The sequence below is a fragment of the Microbacterium sp. PA5 genome (genome assembly GCF_049860775.1).
Lineage (GTDB): Bacteria > Actinomycetota > Actinomycetes > Actinomycetales > Microbacteriaceae > Microbacterium.
Window position 1 is genome coordinate 1,673,353 of sequence record NZ_CP187567.1, and the last position, 23,344, is coordinate 1,696,696.

Sequence of the window (23,344 nt, forward strand, 5' to 3'; positions counted from 1 at the left end):
CTCGATGACCGTTTCCTGCCCGGGCTGATCCGTCGCCCGTCCCCTCGTGCTGCGGCACGATCTCCGCCGCTCTCTCGGCATCCACCCCTTTTCAGCGAAAGCACACTCTCATGAACACTCTCACCGCGCCGCAGCGCTCGGACCGTCGGCGATCCGACGACACCGTCCCGCTGTCGCATCTCCCGCTGCAGGACCGCACCCCGCGGACTGCTCTGCCCGATCGCGTCGCCCTGCGCGTGGCCCTGGCGCTCCTGCTGTGGAGCACCCGGCCGCAGCTGCAGACCACCGCGACCGCGCGTCGCGCCCAGCGCGACCGCGCAACCCGGGAGCTGGACTGGCAGCTGCGCTGCCACCGACTCCCCCACCTGTGATGCGGGTGCCGGTGCTCCGAAGGCCACACGACCACGGACGCACCGGCATCCGCCCTCTCACCTCTTCACTTCTGACGAACGGATCACCATCATGACCACCATCAACGGACTCGACGTCGAGTTCCGCCCGCTCACGATCCCCGCGCACATCGGCGACGACGACGCCACCGACTTCATCGAGATGACTCGTGTGCGAAACGCCGTGTACGCCGAGATCGGCGGCAACGACGACGACGCCCTCACTCCCACCGAACTCCTGCCTCACTATCAGCCCGACCCCGACGAGACGCGTCTCAGCTGGATGGTCGTCGCCGACGGCGCGGTCGTGGGCCGGGTGGGTGTCGACATCCCGCACGAGGAGGGGTCCCGCTCGGCCTACTGGCTGATCGAACTGCTCCGCTCGCATCAGGGCCGAGGCATCGGCACCGCGGCGTACCCGCTCGTCGAGCGGGCGGCCCGGGAGCACGGCCGGACGGTGCTGCAGTCCTGGGCGCAGCACGCCGAAGCAGACGGCCCGCGGCTGAGCGCGCCGACCGGCTTCGGCACGATCCCGCGCGATCGCGCCGCGCGGTTCTATCTCTCGCAGGGCTACGTGCTCGAGCAGATCGAGCGTCGCAGCGACCTCGATCTCGTGGCGAGCGCACCGACCGTCGAGCGCCTGCTCGCGGATGCGGAGCGCGCCGCCGCGGGATACCGGATCGTGCAGTGGTCGCCGCCGACCCCCGCCGAGCACGTCGCCGGATTCGCCTGGATGAAGTCCCGCATGTCGACGGATGCACCGGCGGCCGGGATGGAGTTCGACGAGCAGGCGTGGGATGCCGACCGGGTGGCACGCCACGATCGCCGCTGGCTCGACGGCGGCATGACGGTGCTCGTGACCGCCGCCCAGCACATCGCGACCGGCGACCTGGTCGCCTTCAACGAGCTCAGCATCGGCGCGGACGGCACACGGCCGACCAACCAGGAGGACACCCTCGTCCTCAAGGAGCACCGGGGCCATCGGCTGGGACAGCTCGTCAAGTGCGCAGCTCTCAAGACCTGGCGGGACATCGCCCCCCGCTCACCGAAGGTGATCACCTACAACGCGGAGGAGAACCGTCCCATGCTGGACATCAACGAGGCGATCGGCTTCCGCCCGGTCGCGTACGAGGGCGCGTGGAAGAAGGTGCTCTCATGACCGTCGAGACGCTGAGCGTCGAGCGGGTGGCGGTGCCGCACGCGATCACGGACGCCGAGGCACGCGACTTCGTCGACATGATCGAGGTCTTCAACCGCGGCGTGGAGTACGACATCGGCCTCGACCACCTGCGGTGGGAGCCGACGGAGATGCTGCCGTCGTGGCTCGACCAGCGCTACATCGCCCGCGGGGGCCACCTCGTGCGGCGCAACGGCGAACCGGTCGGCGCCCTGCAGTGGAGCATGTCTCGGGAGGACGGCGCCCGCAACCTCGAGTTCGATCTCCTGACCGCGCCCGAGGGCCGCGGGCACGGCGTCGAGGAGCTGCTGATGCGGCGGCTGATCGACGATGCGCGGGAAGCGGGACGGACATCGTTGCAGACCTTCTCCCTCCACCGGGTCGACGCTCCCGGCGAGCGGCTCGACGCGCCGACGGGCTTCGGCAGCGTGCCGCGGGACGAATGGTCGCGGTTCTTCCTGGACCACGGCTTCGTGCTGCAGCAGGTCGAGCGCAACAGTGCGTTCGACCTGCGCGGATCGTTGGCGGACGTCCGCCGGATGCTCGATGAGGCGCTCGCCCACGCCGGCGCCGACTACCGCGTGGTGACCTGGACGGGCGCCACCCCCGAGGAGCACCGCGAGGCCTACGCGTACATCCTGTCGCGCATGTCGACCGACGTGCCGATGGGCGACCTCGATCTGCCGGAGGAGACGTGGGACGTCGAGCGGGTCGTGCATCGGGATCGGCGACTGGCCGCGGGCGGGCTCCTCATCGCAGTGGCAGCCGTCGAGCACATCCCGACCGGACGCCTCGTCGCGTACAACGAGCTGGGCATCGGGGAGGACCGCACGCGCCCGACGAATCAGTGGGGAACCCTCGTCGTCACCGAGCACCGGGGACGGCGGCTCGGGACCATCGTGAAGTGCGCCAATCTGCTGCGGTGGGCGGAGCTCGTCCCGACCTCCCCCTTCGTCTCGACGTTCAACGCCGAGGAGAACCGTCCCATGCTCGATGTGAATGAGGCGATCGGCTTCGCGCCGCTGACCGTGGCGGGAGCGTGGCAGCGCGTGCTCGAGTGAGGACGGGGATCAGCGTCGGCGCTGACAGTGGGGGCAGTAGTGGCTCGACCGGTTCGTGAAGGACACGCGGACGATCGGCCGGCCGCAGCGCGGGCACGGCTCGCCGGTCCGGCCGTAGGCCCGCAGCGAGTGGGCGAAGTAACCCGCCTGCCCGTTGACGTTGACGTACTGGGCGTCGAAGCTCGTGCCGCCCTCGGCAAGGGCGCGTTCGAGGACGATCCTCACCTCCTCCAGCAGCCGGTTCACGGTGCGCGCCGGCAGGGCCGAGGCGGCGGTCTCGGGGTGGATCCGTGCGGCCCACAGCGACTCGTCGGCATAGATGTTGCCGATGCCGCTCACGACGGTCTGGTCGAGGAGCACGCGCTTGATGGCGGAGGCGGTGCGCGCCAAGCGGGTGCGGAAGAGGCCGTCGTCGAAGGCGGGGTCGAGCGGATCGCGGGCGATGTGGGCCACCTGCGACGGTGTCGCCGCAGCGTCCGTTCCCCAGCCTCCGGGCGCACCGTCGGAGGTCGGGGTCAGACGGTCCACCGCCAGCGAGCCGAAGGTGCGCTGATCGGCGAAGACGACATCGAGCTCGCCGTGCGCGGGGTGGACGACGTGCAGCCGGATGCGCTCGTGCCGCTCGGCGGCGGACCCGGGCGAACGCAGCAGCAGCTGGCCGCTCATGCCCAGGTGCGCCACGATCGCCTCGCCTTCGCCTTCGCCCTCGCGATCGCGGTCGTCGTCGGCCAGCGGCAGCCACAGGAACTTGCCGCGCCGGGCTGCGGCGACGACACGTCGACCGGAGACCGCAGCCTCGAACGACGCCGGATCGCCGACGTGACGCGTCAGCGCGCGCGGATCGAACACGTCGGCGCCGAGGATGGTGGCGCCCGTGACGGCGGGTGCGAGGCCGGCGCGGACGACCTCGACCTCGGGGAGCTCAGGCACGCGCGGAGAGCTCGCGCCAGACGGCGAGGGCTCCCGCCATCTCCGCCTGCTTCTTGCTCGAGCCCGATCCGGTGCAGGACACCTCGCCCACCGACACGGTCGCCGTGAAGCGGCGGTGATGATCCGGTCCCTCCGCGGTGACCGTGTACACGGGCGGCGCGAGGCTCAGCCGTGCGGCGAGCTCCTGCAGGCTGGTCTTCGGGTCCATCGCCGCGCCGTAGCGCTCCGGGTCGGTCATGAGCGGCTCGAGGAGCCGCAGGACCAGTGCGGTCGCCGCCTCGGGGCCCGCGGAGAGGAACGTCGCGCCGAACACCGCCTCCATCGTGTCGGCCAGGATGGAGTCCTTGTCCCGTCCGCCGGTCTGGTCCTCACCGCGTCCGAGACGCAGGTGCGAGCCGAGCTCGATGCTCCGGGCGACCTCGGCCAGGGCGACGGTCGAGACGACGCTGGCCCGGCGCTTCGCCAGCGAGCCCTCGTCCAGCTGCGGGTGCCGCGTGAAGAGGTGGACGGTGACGGCCTGCCCCAGGATCGAGTCGCCGAGGAACTCGAGGCGCTCGTTGTGCGGGATGCCGCCGTTCTCGTACGCGAAGGACCGATGCGTCAGCGCGAGCGACAGAAGCTCGGGGTCGATATCGACCCCGAGCTTGTCGGCGAGCACCGAGTGCTCGATGAAGACGTCCGTCACGACGTGACCGTCGTTCAGACGTCGGCGACCTTGCGGCCCTTGTACTCGAGGAACAGCTCGGTACCCTGCGAGTCGGTGACGACCTTCGCCTGGTGCGGACGGCTGTAGACGACCTTGCCGTTCTCGACGGTCTTGACGAGCGCGGGGGCCTCGGCCTTCCACTGCGCACGGCGCGAACGCGTGTTGGAGCGGGAGACCTTCCGCTTCGGGGGGTTACCTGCCATGGCTAGCTCTTCTCTGTGTCGTCGGCGGCGGGGCGCACTGCCTCGCCGTCGTGGTCTGGGGTGAGGGCCTTCAGCGCGGCCCAGCGCGGATCGACCGGGGCTTCCGGCACGGCGTCGGACGTCAGCCTCTCGCCCGTGTTCGGATCGAGTCCGGGGCAATCCGGCTGACACACCGGCTGGAAGGGAAGCGACAGGACGATCGAATCCCTGACCAGAGTTTCAAGATCCACGTGGTCGTCTTGAACCTCGAAGTCATTCGCTTCTTCACCAGGATACCCGAAGAGCTCCTGAAACTCGACTTCGAGGGGCTGGGCGATGTCGGTGAGGCACCGTCCGCACACCCCCGTGTACTCCGTGTCGATCTGCGCGGACACGAGGATGCCCTCGTGGACCGACTCGAGCCGGACGTCGAGGTCGATGATCTCGCCCTCCGCGACGGAGACCAGTCCCTCTCCCCACTTCGCGGGCGACGCGACCTCCACACGGTGCTCGCGCATCTCGCCCGGGTGGCGGACGATGTCGCGGACGGGGAAGACGAACGGACCGTTCAGATGCTTGCGTGACATCGGTGCTCCTCAGTTCTCTCGCGCACCCGTGTCGAGGAAGCGCGCGACGGGTGCGGGGACGAACGGCGACACGTCGCCGCCCAGCGCCGCCACCTGACGTACCAGCGAGCTCGACACCATCGCGTGCGCAGGATCGGGCAGCAGGAAGACGGTCTCCACGTGGGCGAGGTGGCGGTTGACGATCGCCATCGGCGTCTCGTAGGCCACGTCGACCTGCGAGCGGATGCCCTTCACGAGCACGCCCGCGTCGACGTCGACGGCGTAGTCGACCAGCAGCCCCATGCTCCACGAGGCGACGACGATGTCGCCTTCGATGCCGGCGTCGGCGACCGACTGCTCCAGCAGGGTCAGGCGCTGAGCCAGCGGGAGCATCGCCTCCTTGCCGGGGTTGTGGACCACCAGGACGTGGAGCTGGTCGTACAGCGAGGCCGCCCGTCGGATGACATCGAGGTGGCCGAGCGTCGGCGGGTCGAACGATCCCGGGACGACCGCGATGCGGTTGTTCATGTCGTCCAGCCTACCGGGGTCAGTTCTTCGCGAGCGCGGCGCGCTCCTGCTGGCCGACCCGTCGATCGATGGCGTCCGCGAGACCGGGATGGGACGCCAGGGTCGGGTCCTCGGCCAGCACGCGCTCCGCGGCCGCGCGGGCGCGGGCGATGAGGTCGGCGTCGGCGACCACCCGCAGCAGGCGCAGCGACGAACGCGCGCCGGACTGCGCGTCGCCCAGCACATCGCCCTCGCCCCGCAGCTCGAGGTCGACCTCCGCCAGCTCGAATCCGTCGCTCGTGCGCGCCACCGCCTGCACCCGGGAGCGCGCCATCGTGCCGACAGCGGCCTCGGTCACCAGCAGGCACAGCCCCGGCAGCCCGCCGCGGCCGACCCGCCCGCGCAGCTGGTGGAGCTGGGAGACTCCGAAGCGGTCGGCCTCGAGGATCACCATCGTGGACGCATTCGGCACGTCGACGCCCACCTCCACGACCGTCGTCGCGACGAGCACGTCGATCTCGCCGCGCGCGAACGCCTGCATCACGGCGTCCTTCTGTTCGGCGGGCATCTTGCCGTGGAGGACCTCGACCCGCACGTCGCGGTACGACTCGTCGCGAGCGAGCATCTCGGCCACCTGCACCACGCCCCACCGGGTGCGCTCCGTCTCCCCCTCGACCGCCGGCGCGGACGGCGCGTCCGGATCCGGCTCCTTGGCCGCGGCGTCGATCGCCGCGCAGACGACGAATGCCTGCCGCCCCAGCGCGACCTCCTCGGTGATCCGCTCCCAGACGCGGGCGAACCACCCCGGCTTCTCGGCCAGGGGTGCCACGAACGTCTCGATGCCCGCACGGCCGGCCGGCAGCGTGCGGATGGTGGACACGTCGAGGTCGCCGAACACGGTCATCGCCACCGTACGCGGGATGGGCGTCGCGGTGAGCACGAGCACGTGCGGCGCGGTGCCCTTGGCGCGCAGCGTCTCGCGCTGCTCGACGCCGAAGCGGTGCTGCTCGTCGACGACGACGAGCCCGAGGTCGGCGAAGGTGGTCGTCGAGCTGAGGAGCGCGTGCGTGCCGACGACGATGCGCGCCTGGCCCGACGCCACCCGCAGCGCCGCCTTGCGTCGCTCGGCGGCGGGGAGCTGCCCCGTGAGGAGCGTGGGCATGAGCTCGGGCGCCAGCCGCGGACCCAGCATGCGCGCGATCGAGCGGAGATGCTGCGCGGCCAGCACCTCGGTGGGGGCGATGAGCGCAGACTGCCCGCCCGACTCCGCGACCTGGAGCATGGCGCGCAGTGCGACGAGGGTCTTGCCCGATCCCACTTCTCCCTGCACGAGGCGGTTCATCGGCCAGTCCGCCTGCAGGTCGGCCTCGATGCGGTCGCCGACGGTCACCTGATCGGGGGTGCGCGCGAACGGCAGCGAGGCGTCGAAGCGCTCGAGCAGCTCCCCCGCCGGCCGTGCGGTCGCCGCCAGCGCCCGCACCTCTTGCCGCTGCTGCAGGAGGGCGGCCTGGAGGACGAAGGCCTCGTGCATGCGGAGCGTGTGACGCGCCGGGTCGATCTGCTCGATGTCGTCGGGGGTGTGGAGGTGCCGCACGGCGGTGAGGGCGGGCAGGAGGCCCTCGGCGCGTCGCAGCGCCTCGGGCAGCGGATCGGGGATCTCGGTCACGCGGCTCAGCACGGCGACGATCGTCTTGTGGAGCTGCCAGCTCGACACGGTGCTGGTGGCGGGGTAGATCGGGATCGGCTGGCGCTGACGCGCCTCCGCGCTCTGGCGCGCCTCGCCCTCGTCGTCGAAGAGCTCGTAGTCCGGATGGGCGAACTGCTTCTGCTGCTTGAACTCCCCCACCTTGCCCGAGAAGATGCCCTGCCGCCCCACGCGGAGGTCGGCCTGCCGCCACTGCTGGTTGAAGAAGGTGAGGTTGACCGTGCCCGCGCCGTCGCTGATGACGACCTCGAGGAGCGTGCCGGGGCGCCCGCGCATCGGGCGCACCGACACCGAGCGCACCTCGGCCACGATCGTCACCTGCTCGCCGACGGGAAGCGACGCGATCGGGGTGAGCTCGCCACGGCGCGCATAGCGGCGGGGATAGTGCGCCAGGAGCTCGCCCACCGTGGTCATGCCGAACGCCCGTCGCAGCGTCGCCGCGGTCTTCGCGCCGACGACCTCCTCGAGGGTCGAGGACAGCGTGACAGGCGGCATGAGTCGAGTCTAGGGAGCGGCGCCGACGCGGGCGCGACCCGCGCCCGCGTACAGTGGACGGATGATCCGACGCGCCGTCGCCCGTGTCTTCTGGACGTTCAGCCGCTGGACCCTGCGCACCGAGCCCGCGCCCGTCGCCCCGACGGTCCTGGTCGGCGCGCCGCACACCTCGAACTGGGACTTCGTCCTCATGCTCGCCATCGCGTGGCGGCTGGAGATCCCGATCCGCTGGCTCGGGAAGGACTCGCTCTTCCGCGGGTGGCGCGGACCCCTCATGCGTCGCCTCGGCGGCATCCCGGTCGACCGGCGCGACGCCGGACGCGTGGTGTCCGAGGTCGTCGCGCGCGCGCACGCCGGCGAGGTCTTCGGCCTGGTCGTGACCCCCGACGGCACGCGCGGGCCGCACACCCACTGGAAGAGCGGCTTCTACCGGATCGCCCGCGAGGCGGGGATGACGCTGACCCTCGGCTACGTCGACCGGACCACCATGACCACCGGCCTGGGCCCCACGCTCGCGCTGACCGGCGACGTCGCCGCGGACATGGACCGCATCCGGGCGTTCTACGCCGACAAGGCCGGTCTCCGCCCCGAGCTGCGCGTCGAACCGCGGCTGCCGTCCGAGGCGCCGCACGGCGTGGGGACGTGACACGGATCATCGCCGGCGCCGCCGGCTCGCTCACCCTGGCCGTCCCCGATGCCGGCACGCGCCCCACCAGCGACCGCGTCCGGGAGTCCCTCTTCGGTGCGCTGGAATCCGCCGGAGTCCTCGCCGGCGCCGTCGTCGCCGACCTGTACGCGGGGTCGGGCGCGCTGGCCCTTGAAGCCGTCAGCAGGGGCGCCGCCTCGGCCGATCTCGTCGAGCGTGCGCCGCGCGCGGCCGCCGTCGCCGAGCGCAACGCCCGCACCGTGCAGCGCGCCGTCCCGGGCGCCGTGATCCGGGTCCACCGCGCCACGGCCGATGCCTTCCTGCGCTCCGCGGCCACGCCCTTCGACGTCGTCTTCATCGATCCGCCGTACGACCTCGGCGAGACCGAGCTCGCCGCGACGCTCGCGCTCGTCGCGTCCCGCCTCGCCCCCGGGGGCCTCGTCATCGTCGAACGCGCGGCGCGATCGCCCGAGCCGACCCTCCCGCGCGGGATGACCAGCGACAGGCACAAGCGCTATGGGGACACCGCGATCTGGTGGCTCACGGCCGACACGAGCGAGCTCGACCCCGAGGAGTAGTCCGCGCGGCCGATGCCGGCGGTTCAGCCGCGGACGGCATCCCAGTCGCGCAGCGGATCCCAGCCGCCGGGACCGGCCGGCGGCACCCCGTCCACGGTGACAGGCGCCGTCCCCCGGGCCCGGACGCGTCCGATGGCCCGGAAGCCCTCGGGCAGCGCCGCGTCCTCGGGGAAGGCCGCCAGGAGCGCGTGATCCTCTCCGCCGCGCAGCTGCGGACCGTCGGCGATGCCGCGGAGGTCGACGGTGACCCCCGACGCGTCTGCCAGGCGGGTCGCATCCAGCAGCAGCCCGTCCGAGACGTCCATCATGGCGGTGGCCCCGGCGACGGCGGCGACCGGCCCGAGACCGACCGGCGGCTCCGGCCGGAGCTGCGCGACGAGGTCGGCGCGGGACGCGTCGTCGAGGACGCCGAGGTCGACCGGCACGGGGAATCCGTCCGGGTCGCGGAATCGATCGAAGAGCACGGCGAGGCCGCGCGCGGCGGCGCCGAGACTGCCGGCGACGGCCACGACGTCGCCGGGGCGGGCGCCGCTGCGCAGGACCGGCGCACGGCCCTCGAGCACGCCGACGGCCGTGACGGCGATCGTGAGCGTGTCCGACGCCGTCAGGTCGCCGCCCTCCACCGCGCATCCCGGGGCGAGCAGATCGCAGGCGGCGCGCAGGCCGCGCGCCAGTTCCGTCACGAAGGCGACGGTCGTGTCGGCGGGCATCGCCAGGGCGACGAACAGGGCCGTCGGCCGCGCCCCCATCGCGGCGACATCGGCGAGGTTCACCGCCGCCGACTTGAAGCCGAGGTCGTGGCCGCTCGACCAGGCGAGCCGGAAGTCCGGACCGTGCACGAGGGTGTCCGTGGTGACGACCACGCGCTCGCCCGGGGCAGCCAGCACGGCCGCGTCGTCGCCCGGCCCGACGACGGCGGCGGAGGCGCCCGACAGCTCCGCCAGGATGTGCGCGAGGAGCTCCCCCTCGGACACGTCGCCGACGGTCGGGCCGTGAGGTGCGCTCATGAGTCCACGGTAGCCTGAGGGGGTGACCCGAACCCGCCGCATGCTCCGGCCCGCGGCCGTCGTCGGCGCCGTGGCCGCCGTCGTGCTCCTCACGGGATGCGCCACCACCGTCTCGATGCAGCCCGCACCGGAAGCCGACTCCCCGGACTGCGCCGCGGTGACCGTGCGGCTGCCCGCCGAGGTCGACGGCCAGCCGCGCGTCTGGACCGACGCCCAGGCGACCGGTGCGTGGGGGGCACCCACGACCGTGCTGCTCACCTGCGGGCTCGAGCCCTCCGGGCCGTCGACGCTGCCGTGCGAGACCGTGGACGGCATCGACTGGCTCATCGACGACACCGAGGCGCCGCGCTACCGGTTCACGACCTTCGGCCGCACCCCGGCGGTCGAGGTCTACCTCGACTACGACGTGGTCAGCGCACGCTCGGTGCTCGGCTCGCTGTCGTCGGCGGTGCGGATGCTGCCGGCGACCGAGTCGGAATGCACCGACCGGCCGTCCGCCTGAGCCTCAGCGCACCCGCGCCAGGTCGATGAGCTCGGTGAGCAGCTCGTCGTAGGGCAGCCCCGAGGCGATCCAGCACTTGGGGAACATCGAGATCGGCGTGAACCCGGGCATGGTGTTCACCTCGTTGACGAAGAACTCCGTGCCGGTGAAGAAGAAGTCCACCCGCGCGAGCCCCTCGCCGCCGACGGCCTCGAACGCGCGCGCGGCGACGCGCTGCATCTCCGCCAGCTCGCCGGGACGGAGGTCGGCCGGGCACACCAGGTCGATGCCGGGCGCGTCGAGATACTTCGCCTCGAAGTCGTAGAACTCGCGGCCGGTGATCACGATCTCCCCGGCGACGCTCACGCGCGGCGGGGCGCCATCACGTCCCTCGAGCACTCCGCACTCGACCTCGCGGCCGGTCACCGACTGCTCGACGAGCACGGTGGCATCCTCTGCGAACGCGACATCGAGCGCCGCGTCGAGCTCGTCCCACGCCGAGACCTTCGAGACGCCGACGCTCGATCCGGCCCGGGCCGGCTTGACGAACACCGGCAGGCCGAGCGCGCGCACGCGCCGCTCCCACAGCTCGCGCTCCCGGGAGAGATCGCTCCGCGTGAAGGCGACCCAGGGCACCACCGGCACGCCGGCGGACTTCAGGATGCTCTTCGTGGTGTGCTTGTCCATGCCGATCGCCGACATCAGGAGCCCGGCGCCCACGTAGGGCAGACCGAGCAGCTCCAGGAACCCCTGCACGGTGCCGTCCTCGCCGAAGCGGCCGTGGAGGATCGGGAAGACGACGTCGACGTCGCCGAGGGACTCCTCCGACCCGTCGGCGCGGACGAGCGTCAGCTCGCGCGACCGGGTCGAGTCCGGCCAGCGCACGCGCGTGCCGTTGTCGACGACCTCCGGGAGGCTCCCCGCTGTCAGCGCGAACTTGTCGGGGTCGTCGTCCTCGAGCACGAAGGCGCCGTCGCGGGTGATGCCGATGGGGATCACCCGGAAGCGATCACGATCGATCGCGCGCAGGACCCCTCCGGCCGTGGCGGAGCTGATCGAGTGCTCGCTCGAACGTCCTCCGAAGAGCACCGCCACTGCCGCCTTGTCCATCCTGCGTCCTCTCGCCCTTCGGCTTGTCGTCGTCGGTCGTCAGATGAGGCGCGATGTCGCGCGGATCCATCGTTCCGTCCAGAACCATCTTGACCTGCTCCACGATCGGCATCTGCACGCCCGCCTCGCGGGCCAGCTGCAGCACCGGCGCCACCGAGGCCAGACCCTCCGCCGTCTGGTTCATCTGCTTGACCACGTCCTGGAAGCTGTACCCCTGCCCCAGCAGCCGGCCGGCCGTGTTGTTCCGGCTGAGCGGCGACTGGCAGGTGGCGATCAGGTCGCCGAGGCCCGCCAGTCCCTGCAGGGTCTCGGGCTCGGCGCCCTGGGCGACCGCGAAGTCGGTCATCTCCACCAGCCCGCGGGTGATGATCGAGGCCTTCGTGTTCTCGCCGTAGCCGACGCCGTCGACGATGCCGATCGCCACGGCGATGAGGTTCTTGAGCACCCCGCCGAACTCCGTTCCCACCACATCGGTGTTCACGAAGGTGCGGAAGTAGCCGTTGCGCGCGCGCAGCGCGACCGCCTCCGCCGTCTCGCGGCTGGAGGAGGAGATGACGGCCGCCGTGGGCTGCTCGCGTGCGATCTCGAGCGCGAGGTTCGGGCCCGAGGCCACGGCGATCCGCGCCGGATCGCAGTGCAGCTCCTGCTCGATGACCTGGCTCATCCGCAGCCCCGACCGCTTCTCGACCCCCTTCATGAGGGACACGATCGGCGCGCCCGTCTGGGCGACGAGCGGCCGCACGGCCTTCAGGTTCTGGCGCAGGGCCTGGCTGGAGATCGCCAGATACACCTGGGTGGAGCCCTCGAGCGCCTCCGACAGGTGGGTCGTGGCGGTCATGCTCCGCGGGAGGTTCACGCCGGGGAGGTACTCGCTGTTGCGGTGCCCCTCGTGGATCTCCTGCGCGAGCTCTGCGCGCCGCGCCCACATGACGACGTCGGCGCCGCCGTCGGCGAGCACCTTGCCGAAGGTGGTCCCCCAGCTGCCGGCGCCGATGACGGCCACCCGCGGCCGCACGCCCTCCTGCCTACGACTCAAGGCGGCCCGTCTCCTTCTGGCCGTGCACGCTCGGGTCCCAGCGCTCGGCGGGAGGGTTCTGCCCGCGGAGGATGCCGAGCAGGCGCGAGATGTCGGCCATGACCACGTCGGTGGCGGCCACCAGGTTCGTCGCCGTCCTCGTGGCGCGGTACTCCTCGAGGTCGAGCGCCGGGCCGAACAGCACGCGGACGCGGCGGCGCGGCGGGAACAGCCGCAGCTTGCCGTAGCGCGGCATGATCTCCTGCACACCCCAGGTCGCGACGGGGATCACGGGCAGGCCTCCGGCGAGGGCGAGGCGGACCGCCCCGGTCTTGCCGCGCATGGGCCACATGTCGGGGTCGCGGGTGAGCGAGCCCTCGGGATAGACGATGACGCCGCGGCCCGACTCGACCAGCTCCTTCGCCTGGGTGATCGTCTGCTTGGCGGCGGCCGCCGTCGATGCGCGTGCGACCGGGATCATGCCGGTGGCGCGCAGCAGCGCACCCAGCACGGGCACGCGGAACAGGCTCTCCTTGGCCATGAACCGCGGGGCGCGGCCCAGCCGCCAGGTGGCCACGGCCGTGATCAGCGGGTCGAACTCGCTGTAGTGGTTCGGCGCGAGGACGTACGCCCCCGACTCGGGCAGGTGCTCGCCGCCCTCGATCTCGATCTTCGCGAACCACCCCACGGCCGGGATGACCACCGCGGCGGCCGGCCAGAACGCACTCGGCCGGGACTTCTCCGCCGACGCGCGGCGACGCGTTCCCATCGCGGCCTAGCCCGCGACCGAGAAGTCGGCGCCGAGGGCGGCCAGCTTGTCGAAGAGCTTCTCGTACCCGCGGCGGATGATGTCCACGTTGCGGATGATCGACTCGCCCTCCGCGGCGAGAGCGGCGATGACGTAGCTGTAGCCGCCGCGCAGGTCGGGCACCACGACGTCGGCGCCGTGCAGCGGCGTGGGCCCGGTGATGACCGCCGCCTGCTCGAGCGCGCGGCGCGGGACCCGGCGGTCGGGAGAGGCGATGCCCTCGGGGTGCACGACGATGTCGGCGCCCATCTTGTTGAGCGCCTGCGTGAAGCCGAGGCGGTTCTCGTACACCGTCTCGTGCACGGTCGAGACGCCCTCGGCCTGGGTGAGCGCGACGATGAGCGGCTGCTGCCAGTCCGTCATGAAGCCGGGGTGCACGTCGGTCTCGACGACCACCGGCTTGAGCGCGCCGCCGCGGCGGAAGCGGATGCCGTCCTCGGCGATGTCGAAGTCGCCGCCGGCCTTGCGGAAGACGTTCAGGAAGGTGAGCATCTCCTGCTGCTTGGCGCCGGCGACGAAGATGTCCCCGTCGGTGGCGAGGGCGGCGCACGCCCACGACGCGGCCTCGTTGCGGTCGAAGATGCAGCGGTGGTCGTAGCCGCGCAGCGACTCGACGCCCTCGATGAAGATGACGCGGTTGGGCTCGTAGGAGATGATCGCGCCCATCTTCTGCAGGACCGCGATCAGGTCCATGATCTCCGGCTCGATCGCGGCGTTGCGCAGCTCGGTCGTGCCCTTCGCGCGCACCGCGGTGAGCAGCACCTGCTCGGTGGCGCCGACGCTCGGGTAGGGCAGCTCGATGTTCGCGCCGTGCAGCCCGTCGGGCGCCGACAGGCGGATCCCGCTCGGGAGCTTGTCGACGATGGCGCCGAAGGCCCGCAGGGCGTCGAGGTGGAAGTCGATCGGGCGGTCGCCGATGCGGCAGCCGCCGAGGTCGGGGATGAAGGCCTGGCCGAGCAGGTGCAGCAGCGGGCCGCAGAACAGGATCGGGATGCGCGACGCCCCGGCGTGCGCGTCGATCTCCTCCATGTGAGCCGAGACCGCCCCGCTCGGGTCCAGCCGCAGCACGCCTTCGCCGTCGTCCTCCACGGTGACGCCGTGGACCTCGAGCAGCGAGCGCACCACCTGCACGTCGCTGATCTCGGGGACGTCGCGCAGCACGCTCGCCGACTCGCCGAGCAGCGCCGCCACCATTGCCTTGGTGGCGAGGTTCTTGGCGCCCTTGACGTCCACGCGGCCGCGCAGCGGCCGTCCTCCCCGGATCGTCAGCACCGTCACCTCGTCTGGTTCGCCGCTGCCTTCCGACGGCGACGGGGCGGACTCGCTCAGGAGGGTGTTCATCCGGTGGACCTCACTTGTATCTCGAGGAAACGACTGCGTGCCCCGTCGTGAGGGGCGTGCTTCGGGCTACGGGACAGGAAGCGTCCGTGGCCGCCACGCCTCACGGCGCGCCTCGAACTGCGCGATCTTGTCCTCATTGCGCAGCGTGAGCCCGATGTCGTCGAGCCCTTCGAGGAGCCGCCACCTAGTGTAATCGTCGATCTCGAAAGCGGTCTCGAACTCACCGACACGGGCGGTGCGCGAAACGAGGTCGACCGTCATCTCGACGCCGGGATCGGCCTCCAGCGCAGCCCAGATGCGTTCGATCTCGGGCTCGCCCACCACGCCCGTCACGAGTCCCTGCTTGCCCGCGTTCCCGCGGAAGATGTCGGCGAACTTGGGGCTCAGAACCACGGAGAACCCGTAGTCGCGCAGTGCCCACACCGCGTGCTCGCGGCTCGAGCCGGTGCCGAAGTCGGGGCCGGCGACGAGGATGCTCGCCCCCGCGTAGGCGGGCTGGTTGAGCACGAATGCGGGATCCTGCCGCCAGTTGGCGAAGAGCGCGTCGTCGAAGCCCGTCTTGGTGACGCGCTTGAGGTAGACGGCCGGGATGATCTGGTCGGTGTCGACGGCGGACCGCTTCAGCGGGACGGCGACACCGGTGTGGGACGTGAACGCGTCCATCAGCGGACCTCCGCCTTCGTCGGTTCGTGGCTGAGAGCGGGCAGATCGCTGGGGCTCGCGAGGCGGCCGAGCACGGCGGTCGAGGCGGCGACGAGCGGCGACACGAGGTGGGTGCGCCCGCCCTTGCCCTGCCGGCCCTCGAAGTTGCGGTTGCTGGTCGACGCGCAGCGCTCGCCCGGCGCCAGCTGGTCGGGATTCATGCCGAGGCACATCGAGCAGCCGGCGAACCGCCACTCCGCGCCGAACTCGGTGATGATCTTGTCCAGGCCCTCGGCCTCGGCCTCGAGCCGCACGCGCGCCGAGCCGGGCACGACCATCACGCGGACGCCCTCGGCCTTGGTCCGACCCTGGATGATCGACGCGAACTGCCGCAGGTCCTCGATCCGGCTGTTGGTGCACGAGCCCATGAACACGGCGTCGACCGCGACGTCCTTCAGCGGCGTCCCCGCGGCGAGGTCCATGTACTCGAGCGCCCGCTCGGCGGCGGCGCGCTCGTTGGGGTCGTCGAACGAGGCGGGGTCGGGCACGACGCCGCTCAGCGACACGCCCTGCCCCGGGTTGGTCCCCCACGTGACGAACGGCTCCAGCTCGTTCGCGTCGAGGAACACCTCGGCGTCGTAGACGGCGCCCTCGTCCGACGGGAGCGTGCGCCAGTAGGCGACGGCGTCCTCCCAGTCCTGTCCGGTCGGGGCATGGGGTCGGCCCTTCACGTACGCGAAGGTCGTCTCGTCGGGGGCGACCATGCCCGCCCGCGCGCCGGCTTCGATCGACATGTTGCAGATCGTCATCCGGCCTTCCATCGACAGCGCGCGGATCGCGCTGCCCCGGAACTCGAGCACGTATCCCTGCCCGCCGTTGGCGCCGATCTTCGCGATGATGGCGAGGACGATGTCCTTGGCGCTCACGCCGGGCTTCAGCTCTCCCTCGACCGTGATCGCCATCGTCTTGAACGGCTTCAGCGGCAGGGTCTGCGTCGCGAGGACGTGCTCGACCTCGCTCGTGCCGATGCCGAAGGCCATCGCGCCGAACGCGCCGTGCGTGCTCGTGTGGGAGTCGCCGCAGACGACCGTGATCCCCGGCATCGTCAGGCCCAGCTGCGGACCCACGACATGGACGATGCCCTGCTCCTTGTCGCCGAGCGAGTGCAGCCGGACGCCGAACTCGGCGGCGTTGCGCCGCAGCGTCTCGATCTGCGTGCGACTGGTGAGGTCGGCGATCGGCTTGTCGATGTCGAGAGTCGGGGTGTTGTGGTCCTCGGTCGCGATCGTGAGATCGAGGCGCCGCACCGGCCTGCCCTCGGCCCGCAGCCCGTCGAAGGCCTGCGGGCTCGTCACCTCGTGCACGAGGTGGAGGTCGATGTAGAGGAGGTCGGGCTCGCCGTCATCTCCCTTGACGACCAGGTGGTCGTCCCAGACCTTCTCGGCCAGGGTGCGCGGGCGATCGGGAATCGAAGTGCTCATGTGTCTCGTACTCCAGGATGGGGGTGTGCCCGCGACGGACTCCGCGACGAGAGAGGGCTCAGAACGAGATCTCGTCGCGGCCGCTAAGGAGAAGACGAGCCAACCGCATCGGCTCAGATTACCACTTCACGACCGGCGGTCGTCCGGCTCGGGCGCGTGCGGGTCGGCCACCGTCGGCGGCGTGCCCTTCTCCTCGGCGACGACCTCCGCGGCGGCCACCGGGGTCGACTCCGCCGGTTCGCCGGCCGCGGCGCCGACCGGCACCGCCGCACGCTCGCGCGCCGAGGCCACCAGGCTGGCGACGGTCGCGACCGCCATCGAGACGACGATCACGCCCAGCGACATCCACGTGGAGATCTCGGGCGCCCACTCGATGTGCTCGCCGCCGTTGATGAAGGGCAGCTCGTTCACGTGCATGGCGTGCAGCACCAGCTTGACGCCGATGAAGGCCAGGATGAAGGCGATGCCGTAATGCAGGTAGCGCAGCCGGTCCAGGAGGTCGCCGAGCAGGAAGTAGAGCTGGCGCAGTCCCATCAGGGCGAAGATGTTCGCCGTGAAGACGATGAACGGGCTCTGCGTGATGCCGAAGATCGCCGGGATCGAGTCGATGGCGAACAGCAGATCGGTGACGCCGATCGCCGCGAACACGATGATCATCGGCGTGAAGATCTTCTTGCCGTCGACGACGGTCCGCACCTTCGCGCCGTCGTACTCGTCGGAGATGTCGATCGTGCGGCGCAGCAGCCGCACGATGAAGTTCTCGCGCTGCGCGTCGTCGTCGTGGGTGCCGCCCGGGAAGGCCTGCCGCCACGCCGTCCACACCAGGAACGCGCCGAAGATGTAGAACACCCAGCTGAACTGCTCGATGATCGCGGCGCCCGCCAGGATGAAGAGGCCGCGCAGGACGAGCGCGATGATGATGCCGACCATCAGGACTTCCTGCTGGTAGCGGCGGGGCACCGAGAACTGGCTCATGATGAGCACGAACACGAACAGGTTGTCGATCGACAGGCTGTACTCCGTCAGCCATCCCGCGACGAACTGGCCGGCGAACTCTCCCCCGGCGAAGATCCACATCAGCAGCGCGAACACCAGCGCCAGCGTGACGTAGAAGACCACCCACAGCGTCGACTCCCGCGTGGACGGGATGTGCGGACGCTTCAGGATGATGAGCAGATCGGCGGCGAGGATCAAGGTCAGCACGACGAGCGAGCCGATCTCGAACCAGATGGGGAGGTCGAGGTCCATACGGGCCTTTCAGAGGGTGACGGAACGCCGAAAGTCTCTCCCCCGCCGAAGCGGCGCGCGCCCGGGCCCCCGACGGTGGGGTCCGTGATGACGGACGCGCGAGGCCGGGATACTCCCTCTCGCCCTGACAGAGTACCGCCCCGCGGCCGGGGCGGAGGACACGCTGAGACCATCGGCTCATTGCCGACACTCCTGTGCTGAGAGACGATATGAACACCATGACCGAGCCGTCGGAGCGCAGCGACGCCGAACTCGTCGCTGCGGCGGCGAGCGGCAGCGAGCACGCCTTCCGCACGATCTACCGCACCTACGTGCGGCCGGTCTACTGGATCGCGCACGGCCTGGTGGGAAACCCCGCCGACGCCGAGGAGGTGACCCAGGAGACGTTCCTGGCCGCGTGGCGGAAGCTGCCCGGCATGGAACTGGCGGGCGACTCGCTGCTGCCCTGGCTGGTCACCATCTGCCGCTTCCAGTCCGCCAACCGCATCCGCCGCCAGCAGCGCGACCGCACCCACACCGCCGCCGCCGTCGAGGAGACGCTCCCGTCGACCGTCGACGTCGAGCAGCAGGTGGTCACGTCGCAGCTGGTGGACCGCATCCTGCGCGAGGTCGCCACGCTCAGTCCCCTGGATCAGCAGATCTTCCGGCTGTGCGCCGCCGAGGGATACGCGTATCAGGCCGCCGCCGAGCAGCTCGGCGTGACCCATGGTGTCGTCCGCAATCGCCTCTCCCGGATCCGCACCCAGTTGCGGACCGCCGTCGAACCGGAGGGGACGTGAACGAGGACATGGACACCGAGGACGTGACGCTGCCCGAACTCAGCGACGCGCGCATCGACGAGATCGAGGGCGTGCTCTTCCGGGCGATCGGACGGGAGCGACAGCGCGACGTCGCGGCACAGGAGCGCGCGCGACGTGCGCGGCGCGGGCGGCTGTGGCTCGGAGCCGGGGGCGCCGCCGCCGTCATCGTCATCGCCGCCGTGCTCGCGCCGTCGATGCCGGCGATCATCGGCGGGATGGGAGGCGGAAGCGACGCGTCGACCGCAGAGGGCGCCCCCGACATCGCCCCTGCCGACGGCGGGGATCTCGGCGGCGCGGTCGATCAGGGCGGAAACGGCACGATGTCCGGCGAGGGCGCTTCCGAGGAGTCGGGCACCGCGCGAGAGATCATCGCGACCGCCTCGGCCACCGTCCGCGTGGCGGACGCCGAGGCGGCTGCGACCCGGGTCGGCGAACTCGCGACGGGCGCGGGCGGCTACGTCGAGGCGATGAGCGTGGGCGGTGAGCGAGCGGTCCCCTACGACGACATGGTCGACGGAGGGATGGTCGACGACGGGATGGGCGGCGATGCCGTGACGACGCCGTCGCCGTCGAGCGCGTGGATCACCGTCCGCGTGCCGGCGGCCGAGCTCGCCGACGTGACCGCCGCGCTGTCGGACGTCGGAGAGGTCACCGCCTCGCAGATCGACCGCCGCGACGTGACGTCGGAGGCGATCGACCTGCGCGCCCGTGTCGAGGCGCTGGAGGCGTCGGTGGCCCGCCTGACGGATCTCGTCGGCGAGGCGGAGTCCACCGCCGATCTCATCGCCGCCGAGGACGCGCTCGCGACGCGCCAGTCCGACCTCGAGGCCTACCAGCAGCAGCTGAAGTACCTCGACGAGCAGGTCGGGATGTCGACGCTCACGGTCTCGCTGTTCGAGCCGAGCCCCGTCGTGACGGCCGACCCCGCCGGGTTCGGCGACGGTATCGCGGCGGGCTGGGGCGGGCTCGTGGCGACGCTCAACGGTCTCGTCATCGCGCTGGGGTTCCTTCTCCCCTGGCTCGCCGTCATCGCCGTCGCCGCGACGATCGTGTGGGGCGTCCGCCGAGCGATCCGACGGCGGCGAACCGCGGCCGCCGCTGCCGGCACGCCCGATTCGGACGCTCCCCCGGCCGGCTGAACGCCGCCGGAGACCACGAAACGCCCGTCCAGTGGACGGGCGTTTCGTGTGTTGGTGACCCCAGCGGGATTCGAACCCGCGTTACCGCCGTGAGAGGGCGGCGTACTAGGCCGCTATACGATGGGGCCGATCAGGCAACCGTTCGATTATGCCATGGTCTCCGCGCCTCGTCCAAATCGAGGCCGCACCCGCGACGGGAGGCCGCGGCACGCCGACTCCGACGCACCGTGCGCGTCGTTGACTCCGACCCTCGGGGCGCGTTGACTGAGGGGATGCGCGTCACGAAGCACGAACATGCCTGCCTCCGCATCGAATCCGAGGGTCGTACGCTCCTCGTCGATCCCGGCGGCTTCACCCTCCCCCTCCACGATCTGCGCCGTGTCGTCGGTGTGGTGCTCACGCACGAGCACCCCGACCACTGGACGCCCGAGCATCTGCAGCGGATCGTCGACGCCTTCCCCGACGTGCCCATCTACGCTCCCGCCGGCGTGGCGGCGGCGGCCGCCGGCTTCCGGATCTCCGTGGTCTCCCCCGGCGACCGCGTCGACGTCGAGCCCTTCACGCTCGAGTTCTTCGGCGGCACCCACAACGTGATCCACTCCTCGATGCCGACCGTCGACAACGTGGGCGTCCTCGTCGACGGCACGTTCTACTACCCGGGCGACTCGTACGCGGTGCCCGCGGGCGTCGAGGTCGGACTGCTGGCCGCTCCCATCGGCGCCCCCTGGCTGAAGATCGGCGAGGCGATGGACTTCGTGCTGGAGGTGGCGCCGCGGCGCGCCTTCGGCACGCACGAGATGACGCTCTCGCGCATCGGCCTGGACATGCACCGTCAGCGCCTGACCTGGGCGACCGAGCAGGGCGGCGGCGAGTTCGTCGCGCTCGAGCCCGGCGAGAGCATCGACCTCTAGCCCCCGTACGGGAAAAGACGGATGCCGCGGGCTCTCGCTCCGCGGCATCCGTCTTTCGCTCTGAGGATCACTCGGCGTCGTGGTCCGTCTCCAGGAACGCGACCAGGGAGTCCAGCGCCTCTTCGGCGCCCTCCCCCTCCGCCTTGAGGGTGACGACCGTGCCCTGCGTCGCCCCGAGGCCCATCAGCGTCAGGATGCTGCCGGCGTTCAGGTCGGGACCGCCCTCCACGGCGATCGTCACGGGCACACCGGTCGCCTGGACCGCCTGGACGAAGAGCTTGGCGGGGCGGGCGTGCAGCCCGGAGCTGCTCGCGACGGTGGCGGTGCGTTCTGCCATGGTGTTCCTCCTTGGATCGGTGACTACGAGCCTATGCCGTGACGGCGGTGGCCGGCACCTCGGCATTCCCGTCGATAACCTCCGCGGCAGGGCGGCGGTGCGCGAAGCGCTTGAGCAGCACGACGAGCACGGCGCTGACGACGGTGCCGATCGCGATCGAGAGCACCCACAGCCAGAAGTTGTCGATCGCGAAGAACACGAACACACCGCCGTGCGGGGCCTTGGAGGTCACGGCGAACGCCATCGACAGTGCTCCGGTGACCGCGCCGCCCACCATCGCCGCGGGGATCACGCGCAGGACGTCGGCGGCGGCGAACGGGATCGCGCCCTCCGAGATGAAGGCGGCCCCCAGCAGCCAGGCCGCCTTGCCGTTCTCGCGCTCCGGCTCGGTGAACAGCTTCCGGTCGAGCACCGTGGAGGCCAGCGCCATCGCGAGGGGCGGCACCATGCCCGCAGCCATGACCGCCGCCATGATCTGCAGGTAGCGCTCGTCGCCGGCGATCCCGGCGGCGAGGTTCGCCGTCGCGAAGCCGTACGCGACCTTGTTGACGGGCCCGCCGAGGTCGAAGCACATCATGAGGCCGAGGATCACGCCGAGGATCACGACGCCCGCGCCGGTGAGGCTGCCGAGCCAGTCGTTGAGGACCGTCATGAGCCACGCGATCGGGCCGCCGAGGACCATCAGCAGCAGGCCCGAGGCGAAGATCGAGGCCAGGAGCGGGATGATGACGACCGGCATCAGGCCGCGCAGCCAGCGCGGGACCTCGAGGCGGTTGAGCCACCAGGCGGCCAGACCGGCGAGCAGACCGCCGACGATGCCGCCGAGGAAGCCGGCGCCCATGAACGCGGCCACCGCACCGGCGACGAAGCCGGGCGCGATGCCCGGGCGGTCGGCCATGCCGTAGGCGATGTAGCCCGCCAGCGCCGGCACGAGGAAGCCGAAGGACAGGCCACCGATCTTGAACGCCACGGCGCCCAGGTAGACGGCCAGCGAGTTGTCGCCGAGCGCCCAGAGGGTCGAGGACGCCAGGACGTCGTCGGCGTTGAAGGCGATCTCGTAGCCGCCCAGGAGGAAGCCGAGGGCGATGAGGAGGCCGCCGCCGGCGACGAACGGGATCATGTAGCTGACACCGGTGAGGAGGGCCCGCTTGACGCTCCCGCCGAGGGAGGTCGGCGCCGCCGTGGCGGTCGCACCGGTCGCCGCGGCCGCGCTCACGCGGGCCGCCCCGGGGTTCTTCGCCGCCGCCACCGCCTCGGCGATGAGCTGCGCGGGCTGCTCGATCCCTCGCTTCACCCCCGAGCGGACGACGGGCTTGCCCGCGAAGCGCTGCTGCTCGCGCACGTCGACGTCCACGGCGAAGATCACCGCGTCGGCCTGATCGATGATGGCGGGATCGATCGCCTTGTACCCGCTGGAGCCCTGGGGCTCGACGACCAGGTCGACGCCCTCCTTGGCGCCCGCGGCCGACAGCGCGTCGGCCGCCATGAAGGTGTGGGCGATCCCCGTGGCGCACGCCGTGACCGCGACGATGCGGGCCGGACGGCCGTCGATCTGGTGCGCCGCATCTGCAGCGGCCGCGGAGGGAGCCGCGGCCGCGGCCGGGGGTGCGTCAGAGACGGCGGCGCGCACGAGGGCGACGATCTCCTCGGCGGTGCTCGCCGAGCGGAGCCCCGCGGTGAAGTCGTCGCGCATGAAGCTGCGCGCGAGCTTCGACAGCACGGCGAGGTGCTCCTCCGCGGCGGTGTCGGGGGCCGCGATCAGGAACACGAGGTCAGCCGGACCGTCGGGGGCGCCGAAGTCGACGCCCGGCTTCAGACGCGCGAAGGCGAGGGTCGCCTCGGTGACGGCCGCGCTCTTCGCGTGGGGGATGGCGATGCCGCCGGGGAGTCCGGTCTCGTCCTTCTCCTCTCGCGCCCAGGCGTCTCGCGCCAGCGCGCCGGCGTCGGTGGCGCGCCCCTGCGCGGCGACGCGCGCCGCGAGGGCGTCGATGACGGCGCGCTTGTCTGCGCCGAGCGGCTCGTCGAGACTGACGAGAGCCGCGGTGATGATCTCTGACACGGTGACCTCCAGTGGTCGATTTG

At 71.4% G+C, this 23,344-nt stretch carries 25 protein-coding genes and 1 tRNA gene; 9 read left to right on the forward strand and 17 right to left on the reverse strand.

Going from position 1 to position 23,344, the window contains the following annotated elements; translation table 11 throughout:
* Nucleotides 1-110: 110 nt before the first annotated feature.
* The 3 genes from ACPWUT_RS07825 to ACPWUT_RS07835 all read left to right on the forward strand — a co-directional run bounded on the left by ACPWUT_RS07825 (nucleotide 111) and on the right by ACPWUT_RS07835 (nucleotide 2,627).
* Nucleotides 111-371, forward strand: a complete 261-nt coding sequence (locus ACPWUT_RS07825) for a hypothetical protein (RefSeq protein ID WP_284527411.1) — start codon at nucleotides 111-113, stop codon at nucleotides 369-371.
* A gap of 91 nt (nucleotides 372-462) precedes the next feature.
* Entirely contained in the window at nucleotides 463-1,548 is a 1,086-nt protein-coding gene (locus ACPWUT_RS07830; protein ID WP_284527412.1) for a GNAT family N-acetyltransferase, read from the forward strand.
* Nucleotides 1,545-2,627 (forward strand): GNAT family N-acetyltransferase, encoded by a 1,083-nt coding sequence (locus ACPWUT_RS07835; RefSeq protein WP_284527413.1) that lies wholly within the window; start codon nucleotides 1,545-1,547, stop codon nucleotides 2,625-2,627. Before ACPWUT_RS07830 ends, ACPWUT_RS07835 begins: the two co-directional genes overlap by 4 nt.
* Nucleotides 2,628-2,636: 9 nt before the next feature.
* Here ACPWUT_RS07835 and mutM read toward each other — a convergent pair whose 3' ends face one another.
* The 6 genes from mutM to ACPWUT_RS07865 are packed head-to-tail and all read right to left on the reverse strand — an operon-like array spanning nucleotide 2,637 to nucleotide 7,718.
* Nucleotides 2,637-3,557: a bifunctional DNA-formamidopyrimidine glycosylase/DNA-(apurinic or apyrimidinic site) lyase gene (gene mutM, locus ACPWUT_RS07840; protein WP_425836287.1), complete on the reverse strand. Its 921-nt coding sequence runs from the start codon at nucleotides 3,555-3,557 to the stop codon at nucleotides 2,637-2,639.
* Entirely contained in the window at nucleotides 3,550-4,242 is a 693-nt protein-coding gene (gene rnc, locus ACPWUT_RS07845; RefSeq protein WP_284527415.1) for a ribonuclease III, read from the reverse strand. The genes mutM and rnc overlap by 8 nt, the downstream gene beginning before the upstream one ends.
* Nucleotides 4,243-4,256: 14 nt before the next feature.
* Nucleotides 4,257-4,466 carry a 50S ribosomal protein L32 gene (rpmF, locus tag ACPWUT_RS07850; RefSeq protein WP_050721097.1) on the reverse strand — a complete coding sequence of 70 codons (210 nt, stop codon included), beginning with the start codon at nucleotides 4,464-4,466 and terminating at the stop codon, nucleotides 4,257-4,259.
* Nucleotides 4,467-4,468: 2 nt separating this feature from the next.
* Nucleotides 4,469-5,032 (reverse strand): YceD family protein, encoded by a 564-nt coding sequence (locus ACPWUT_RS07855; protein WP_425836294.1) that lies wholly within the window; start codon nucleotides 5,030-5,032, stop codon nucleotides 4,469-4,471.
* 9 nt (nucleotides 5,033-5,041) lie between these two features.
* Nucleotides 5,042-5,539 carry a pantetheine-phosphate adenylyltransferase gene (gene coaD / locus ACPWUT_RS07860; protein ID WP_284527417.1) on the reverse strand — a complete coding sequence of 166 codons (498 nt, stop codon included), beginning with the start codon at nucleotides 5,537-5,539 and terminating at the stop codon, nucleotides 5,042-5,044.
* Between the two features lie 19 nt (nucleotides 5,540-5,558).
* Nucleotides 5,559-7,718 (reverse strand): ATP-dependent DNA helicase RecG, encoded by a 2,160-nt coding sequence (locus tag ACPWUT_RS07865; RefSeq protein WP_425836297.1) that lies wholly within the window; start codon nucleotides 7,716-7,718, stop codon nucleotides 5,559-5,561.
* Between the two features lie 61 nt (nucleotides 7,719-7,779).
* On the opposite strand from ACPWUT_RS07865, the gene ACPWUT_RS07870 reads away from it, so the two are divergent.
* The gene (locus ACPWUT_RS07870) at nucleotides 7,780-8,364 is read left to right on the forward strand and encodes a 1-acyl-sn-glycerol-3-phosphate acyltransferase (RefSeq protein WP_284527419.1); all 585 of its coding nucleotides are present in this window, start codon (nucleotides 7,780-7,782) and stop codon (nucleotides 8,362-8,364) included.
* Nucleotides 8,361-8,942, forward strand: a complete 582-nt coding sequence (gene rsmD, locus ACPWUT_RS07875) for a 16S rRNA (guanine(966)-N(2))-methyltransferase RsmD (protein ID WP_425836301.1) — start codon at nucleotides 8,361-8,363, stop codon at nucleotides 8,940-8,942. The genes ACPWUT_RS07870 and rsmD overlap by 4 nt, the downstream gene beginning before the upstream one ends.
* A 23-nt stretch (nucleotides 8,943-8,965) precedes the next feature.
* Here the strand turns inward: rsmD and thiL are convergent, their stop codons facing one another.
* Nucleotides 8,966-9,949, reverse strand: coding sequence for a thiamine-phosphate kinase (thiL, locus tag ACPWUT_RS07880; protein WP_425836304.1), 984 nt, complete (start codon nucleotides 9,947-9,949; stop codon nucleotides 8,966-8,968).
* Between the two features lie 22 nt (nucleotides 9,950-9,971).
* On the opposite strand from thiL, the gene ACPWUT_RS07885 reads away from it, so the two are divergent.
* Entirely contained in the window at nucleotides 9,972-10,451 is a 480-nt protein-coding gene (locus tag ACPWUT_RS07885) for a DUF3515 family protein (protein WP_425836307.1), read from the forward strand.
* A gap of 3 nt (nucleotides 10,452-10,454) precedes the next feature.
* Here ACPWUT_RS07885 and ACPWUT_RS07890 read toward each other — a convergent pair whose 3' ends face one another.
* The 7 genes from ACPWUT_RS07890 to ACPWUT_RS07920 all read right to left on the reverse strand — a co-directional run bounded on the left by ACPWUT_RS07890 (nucleotide 10,455) and on the right by ACPWUT_RS07920 (nucleotide 18,075).
* Nucleotides 10,455-11,540 (reverse strand): D-alanine--D-alanine ligase family protein, encoded by a 1,086-nt coding sequence (locus ACPWUT_RS07890; RefSeq protein ID WP_284527423.1) that lies wholly within the window; start codon nucleotides 11,538-11,540, stop codon nucleotides 10,455-10,457.
* Nucleotides 11,440-12,576 carry an NAD(P)H-dependent glycerol-3-phosphate dehydrogenase gene (locus ACPWUT_RS07895; RefSeq protein WP_284527424.1) on the reverse strand — a complete coding sequence of 379 codons (1,137 nt, stop codon included), beginning with the start codon at nucleotides 12,574-12,576 and terminating at the stop codon, nucleotides 11,440-11,442. The genes ACPWUT_RS07890 and ACPWUT_RS07895 overlap by 101 nt, the downstream gene beginning before the upstream one ends.
* Nucleotides 12,566-13,324 (reverse strand): lysophospholipid acyltransferase family protein, encoded by a 759-nt coding sequence (locus ACPWUT_RS07900; RefSeq protein ID WP_284527425.1) that lies wholly within the window; start codon nucleotides 13,322-13,324, stop codon nucleotides 12,566-12,568. The genes ACPWUT_RS07895 and ACPWUT_RS07900 overlap by 11 nt, the downstream gene beginning before the upstream one ends.
* Before the next feature lie 6 nt (nucleotides 13,325-13,330).
* Nucleotides 13,331-14,704, reverse strand: coding sequence for a UDP-N-acetylglucosamine 1-carboxyvinyltransferase (gene murA / locus ACPWUT_RS07905; RefSeq protein ID WP_284527426.1), 1,374 nt, complete (start codon nucleotides 14,702-14,704; stop codon nucleotides 13,331-13,333).
* 66 nt (nucleotides 14,705-14,770) lie between these two features.
* Complete coding sequence (gene leuD, locus ACPWUT_RS07910; RefSeq protein WP_425836313.1) at nucleotides 14,771-15,367, reverse strand: 3-isopropylmalate dehydratase small subunit; 597 nt, start codon at nucleotides 15,365-15,367, stop codon at nucleotides 14,771-14,773.
* Complete coding sequence (gene leuC, locus ACPWUT_RS07915) at nucleotides 15,367-16,827, reverse strand: 3-isopropylmalate dehydratase large subunit (protein WP_425836316.1); 1,461 nt, start codon at nucleotides 16,825-16,827, stop codon at nucleotides 15,367-15,369. Before leuC ends, leuD begins: the two co-directional genes overlap by 1 nt.
* Nucleotides 16,828-16,953: 126 nt before the next feature.
* On the reverse strand, nucleotides 16,954-18,075 hold the full coding sequence (locus ACPWUT_RS07920; protein WP_425836319.1) for a TerC family protein: 1,122 nt from the start codon (nucleotides 18,073-18,075) through the stop codon (nucleotides 16,954-16,956).
* A gap of 218 nt (nucleotides 18,076-18,293) precedes the next feature.
* Here ACPWUT_RS07920 and ACPWUT_RS07925 point away from each other — a divergent pair, with 218 nt between their 5' ends.
* Both ACPWUT_RS07925 and ACPWUT_RS07930 read left to right on the forward strand, forming a co-directional pair.
* Nucleotides 18,294-18,854, forward strand: a complete 561-nt coding sequence (locus ACPWUT_RS07925) for an RNA polymerase sigma factor (RefSeq protein ID WP_284527430.1) — start codon at nucleotides 18,294-18,296, stop codon at nucleotides 18,852-18,854.
* Nucleotides 18,851-20,014 (forward strand): DUF4349 domain-containing protein, encoded by a 1,164-nt coding sequence (locus tag ACPWUT_RS07930; RefSeq protein ID WP_425836322.1) that lies wholly within the window; start codon nucleotides 18,851-18,853, stop codon nucleotides 20,012-20,014. The genes ACPWUT_RS07925 and ACPWUT_RS07930 overlap by 4 nt, the downstream gene beginning before the upstream one ends.
* A 52-nt stretch (nucleotides 20,015-20,066) precedes the next feature.
* On the opposite strand, the gene ACPWUT_RS07935 is transcribed toward ACPWUT_RS07930, so the two are convergent.
* Nucleotides 20,067-20,142: transfer RNA gene (locus ACPWUT_RS07935), tRNA-Glu, on the reverse strand.
* 144 nt (nucleotides 20,143-20,286) lie between these two features.
* Here ACPWUT_RS07935 and ACPWUT_RS07940 point away from each other — a divergent pair.
* Nucleotides 20,287-20,925 (forward strand): MBL fold metallo-hydrolase, encoded by a 639-nt coding sequence (locus tag ACPWUT_RS07940; protein WP_284527432.1) that lies wholly within the window; start codon nucleotides 20,287-20,289, stop codon nucleotides 20,923-20,925.
* A gap of 67 nt (nucleotides 20,926-20,992) precedes the next feature.
* Here the strand turns inward: ACPWUT_RS07940 and ACPWUT_RS07945 are convergent, their stop codons facing one another.
* Both ACPWUT_RS07945 and ACPWUT_RS07950 read right to left on the reverse strand, forming a co-directional pair.
* Nucleotides 20,993-21,262: an HPr family phosphocarrier protein gene (locus tag ACPWUT_RS07945; protein ID WP_284527433.1), complete on the reverse strand. Its 270-nt coding sequence runs from the start codon at nucleotides 21,260-21,262 to the stop codon at nucleotides 20,993-20,995.
* A gap of 31 nt (nucleotides 21,263-21,293) precedes the next feature.
* On the reverse strand, nucleotides 21,294-23,321 hold the full coding sequence (locus ACPWUT_RS07950) for a PTS fructose transporter subunit IIABC (protein WP_284527434.1): 2,028 nt from the start codon (nucleotides 23,319-23,321) through the stop codon (nucleotides 21,294-21,296).
* Nucleotides 23,322-23,344 lie beyond the last annotated feature (23 nt).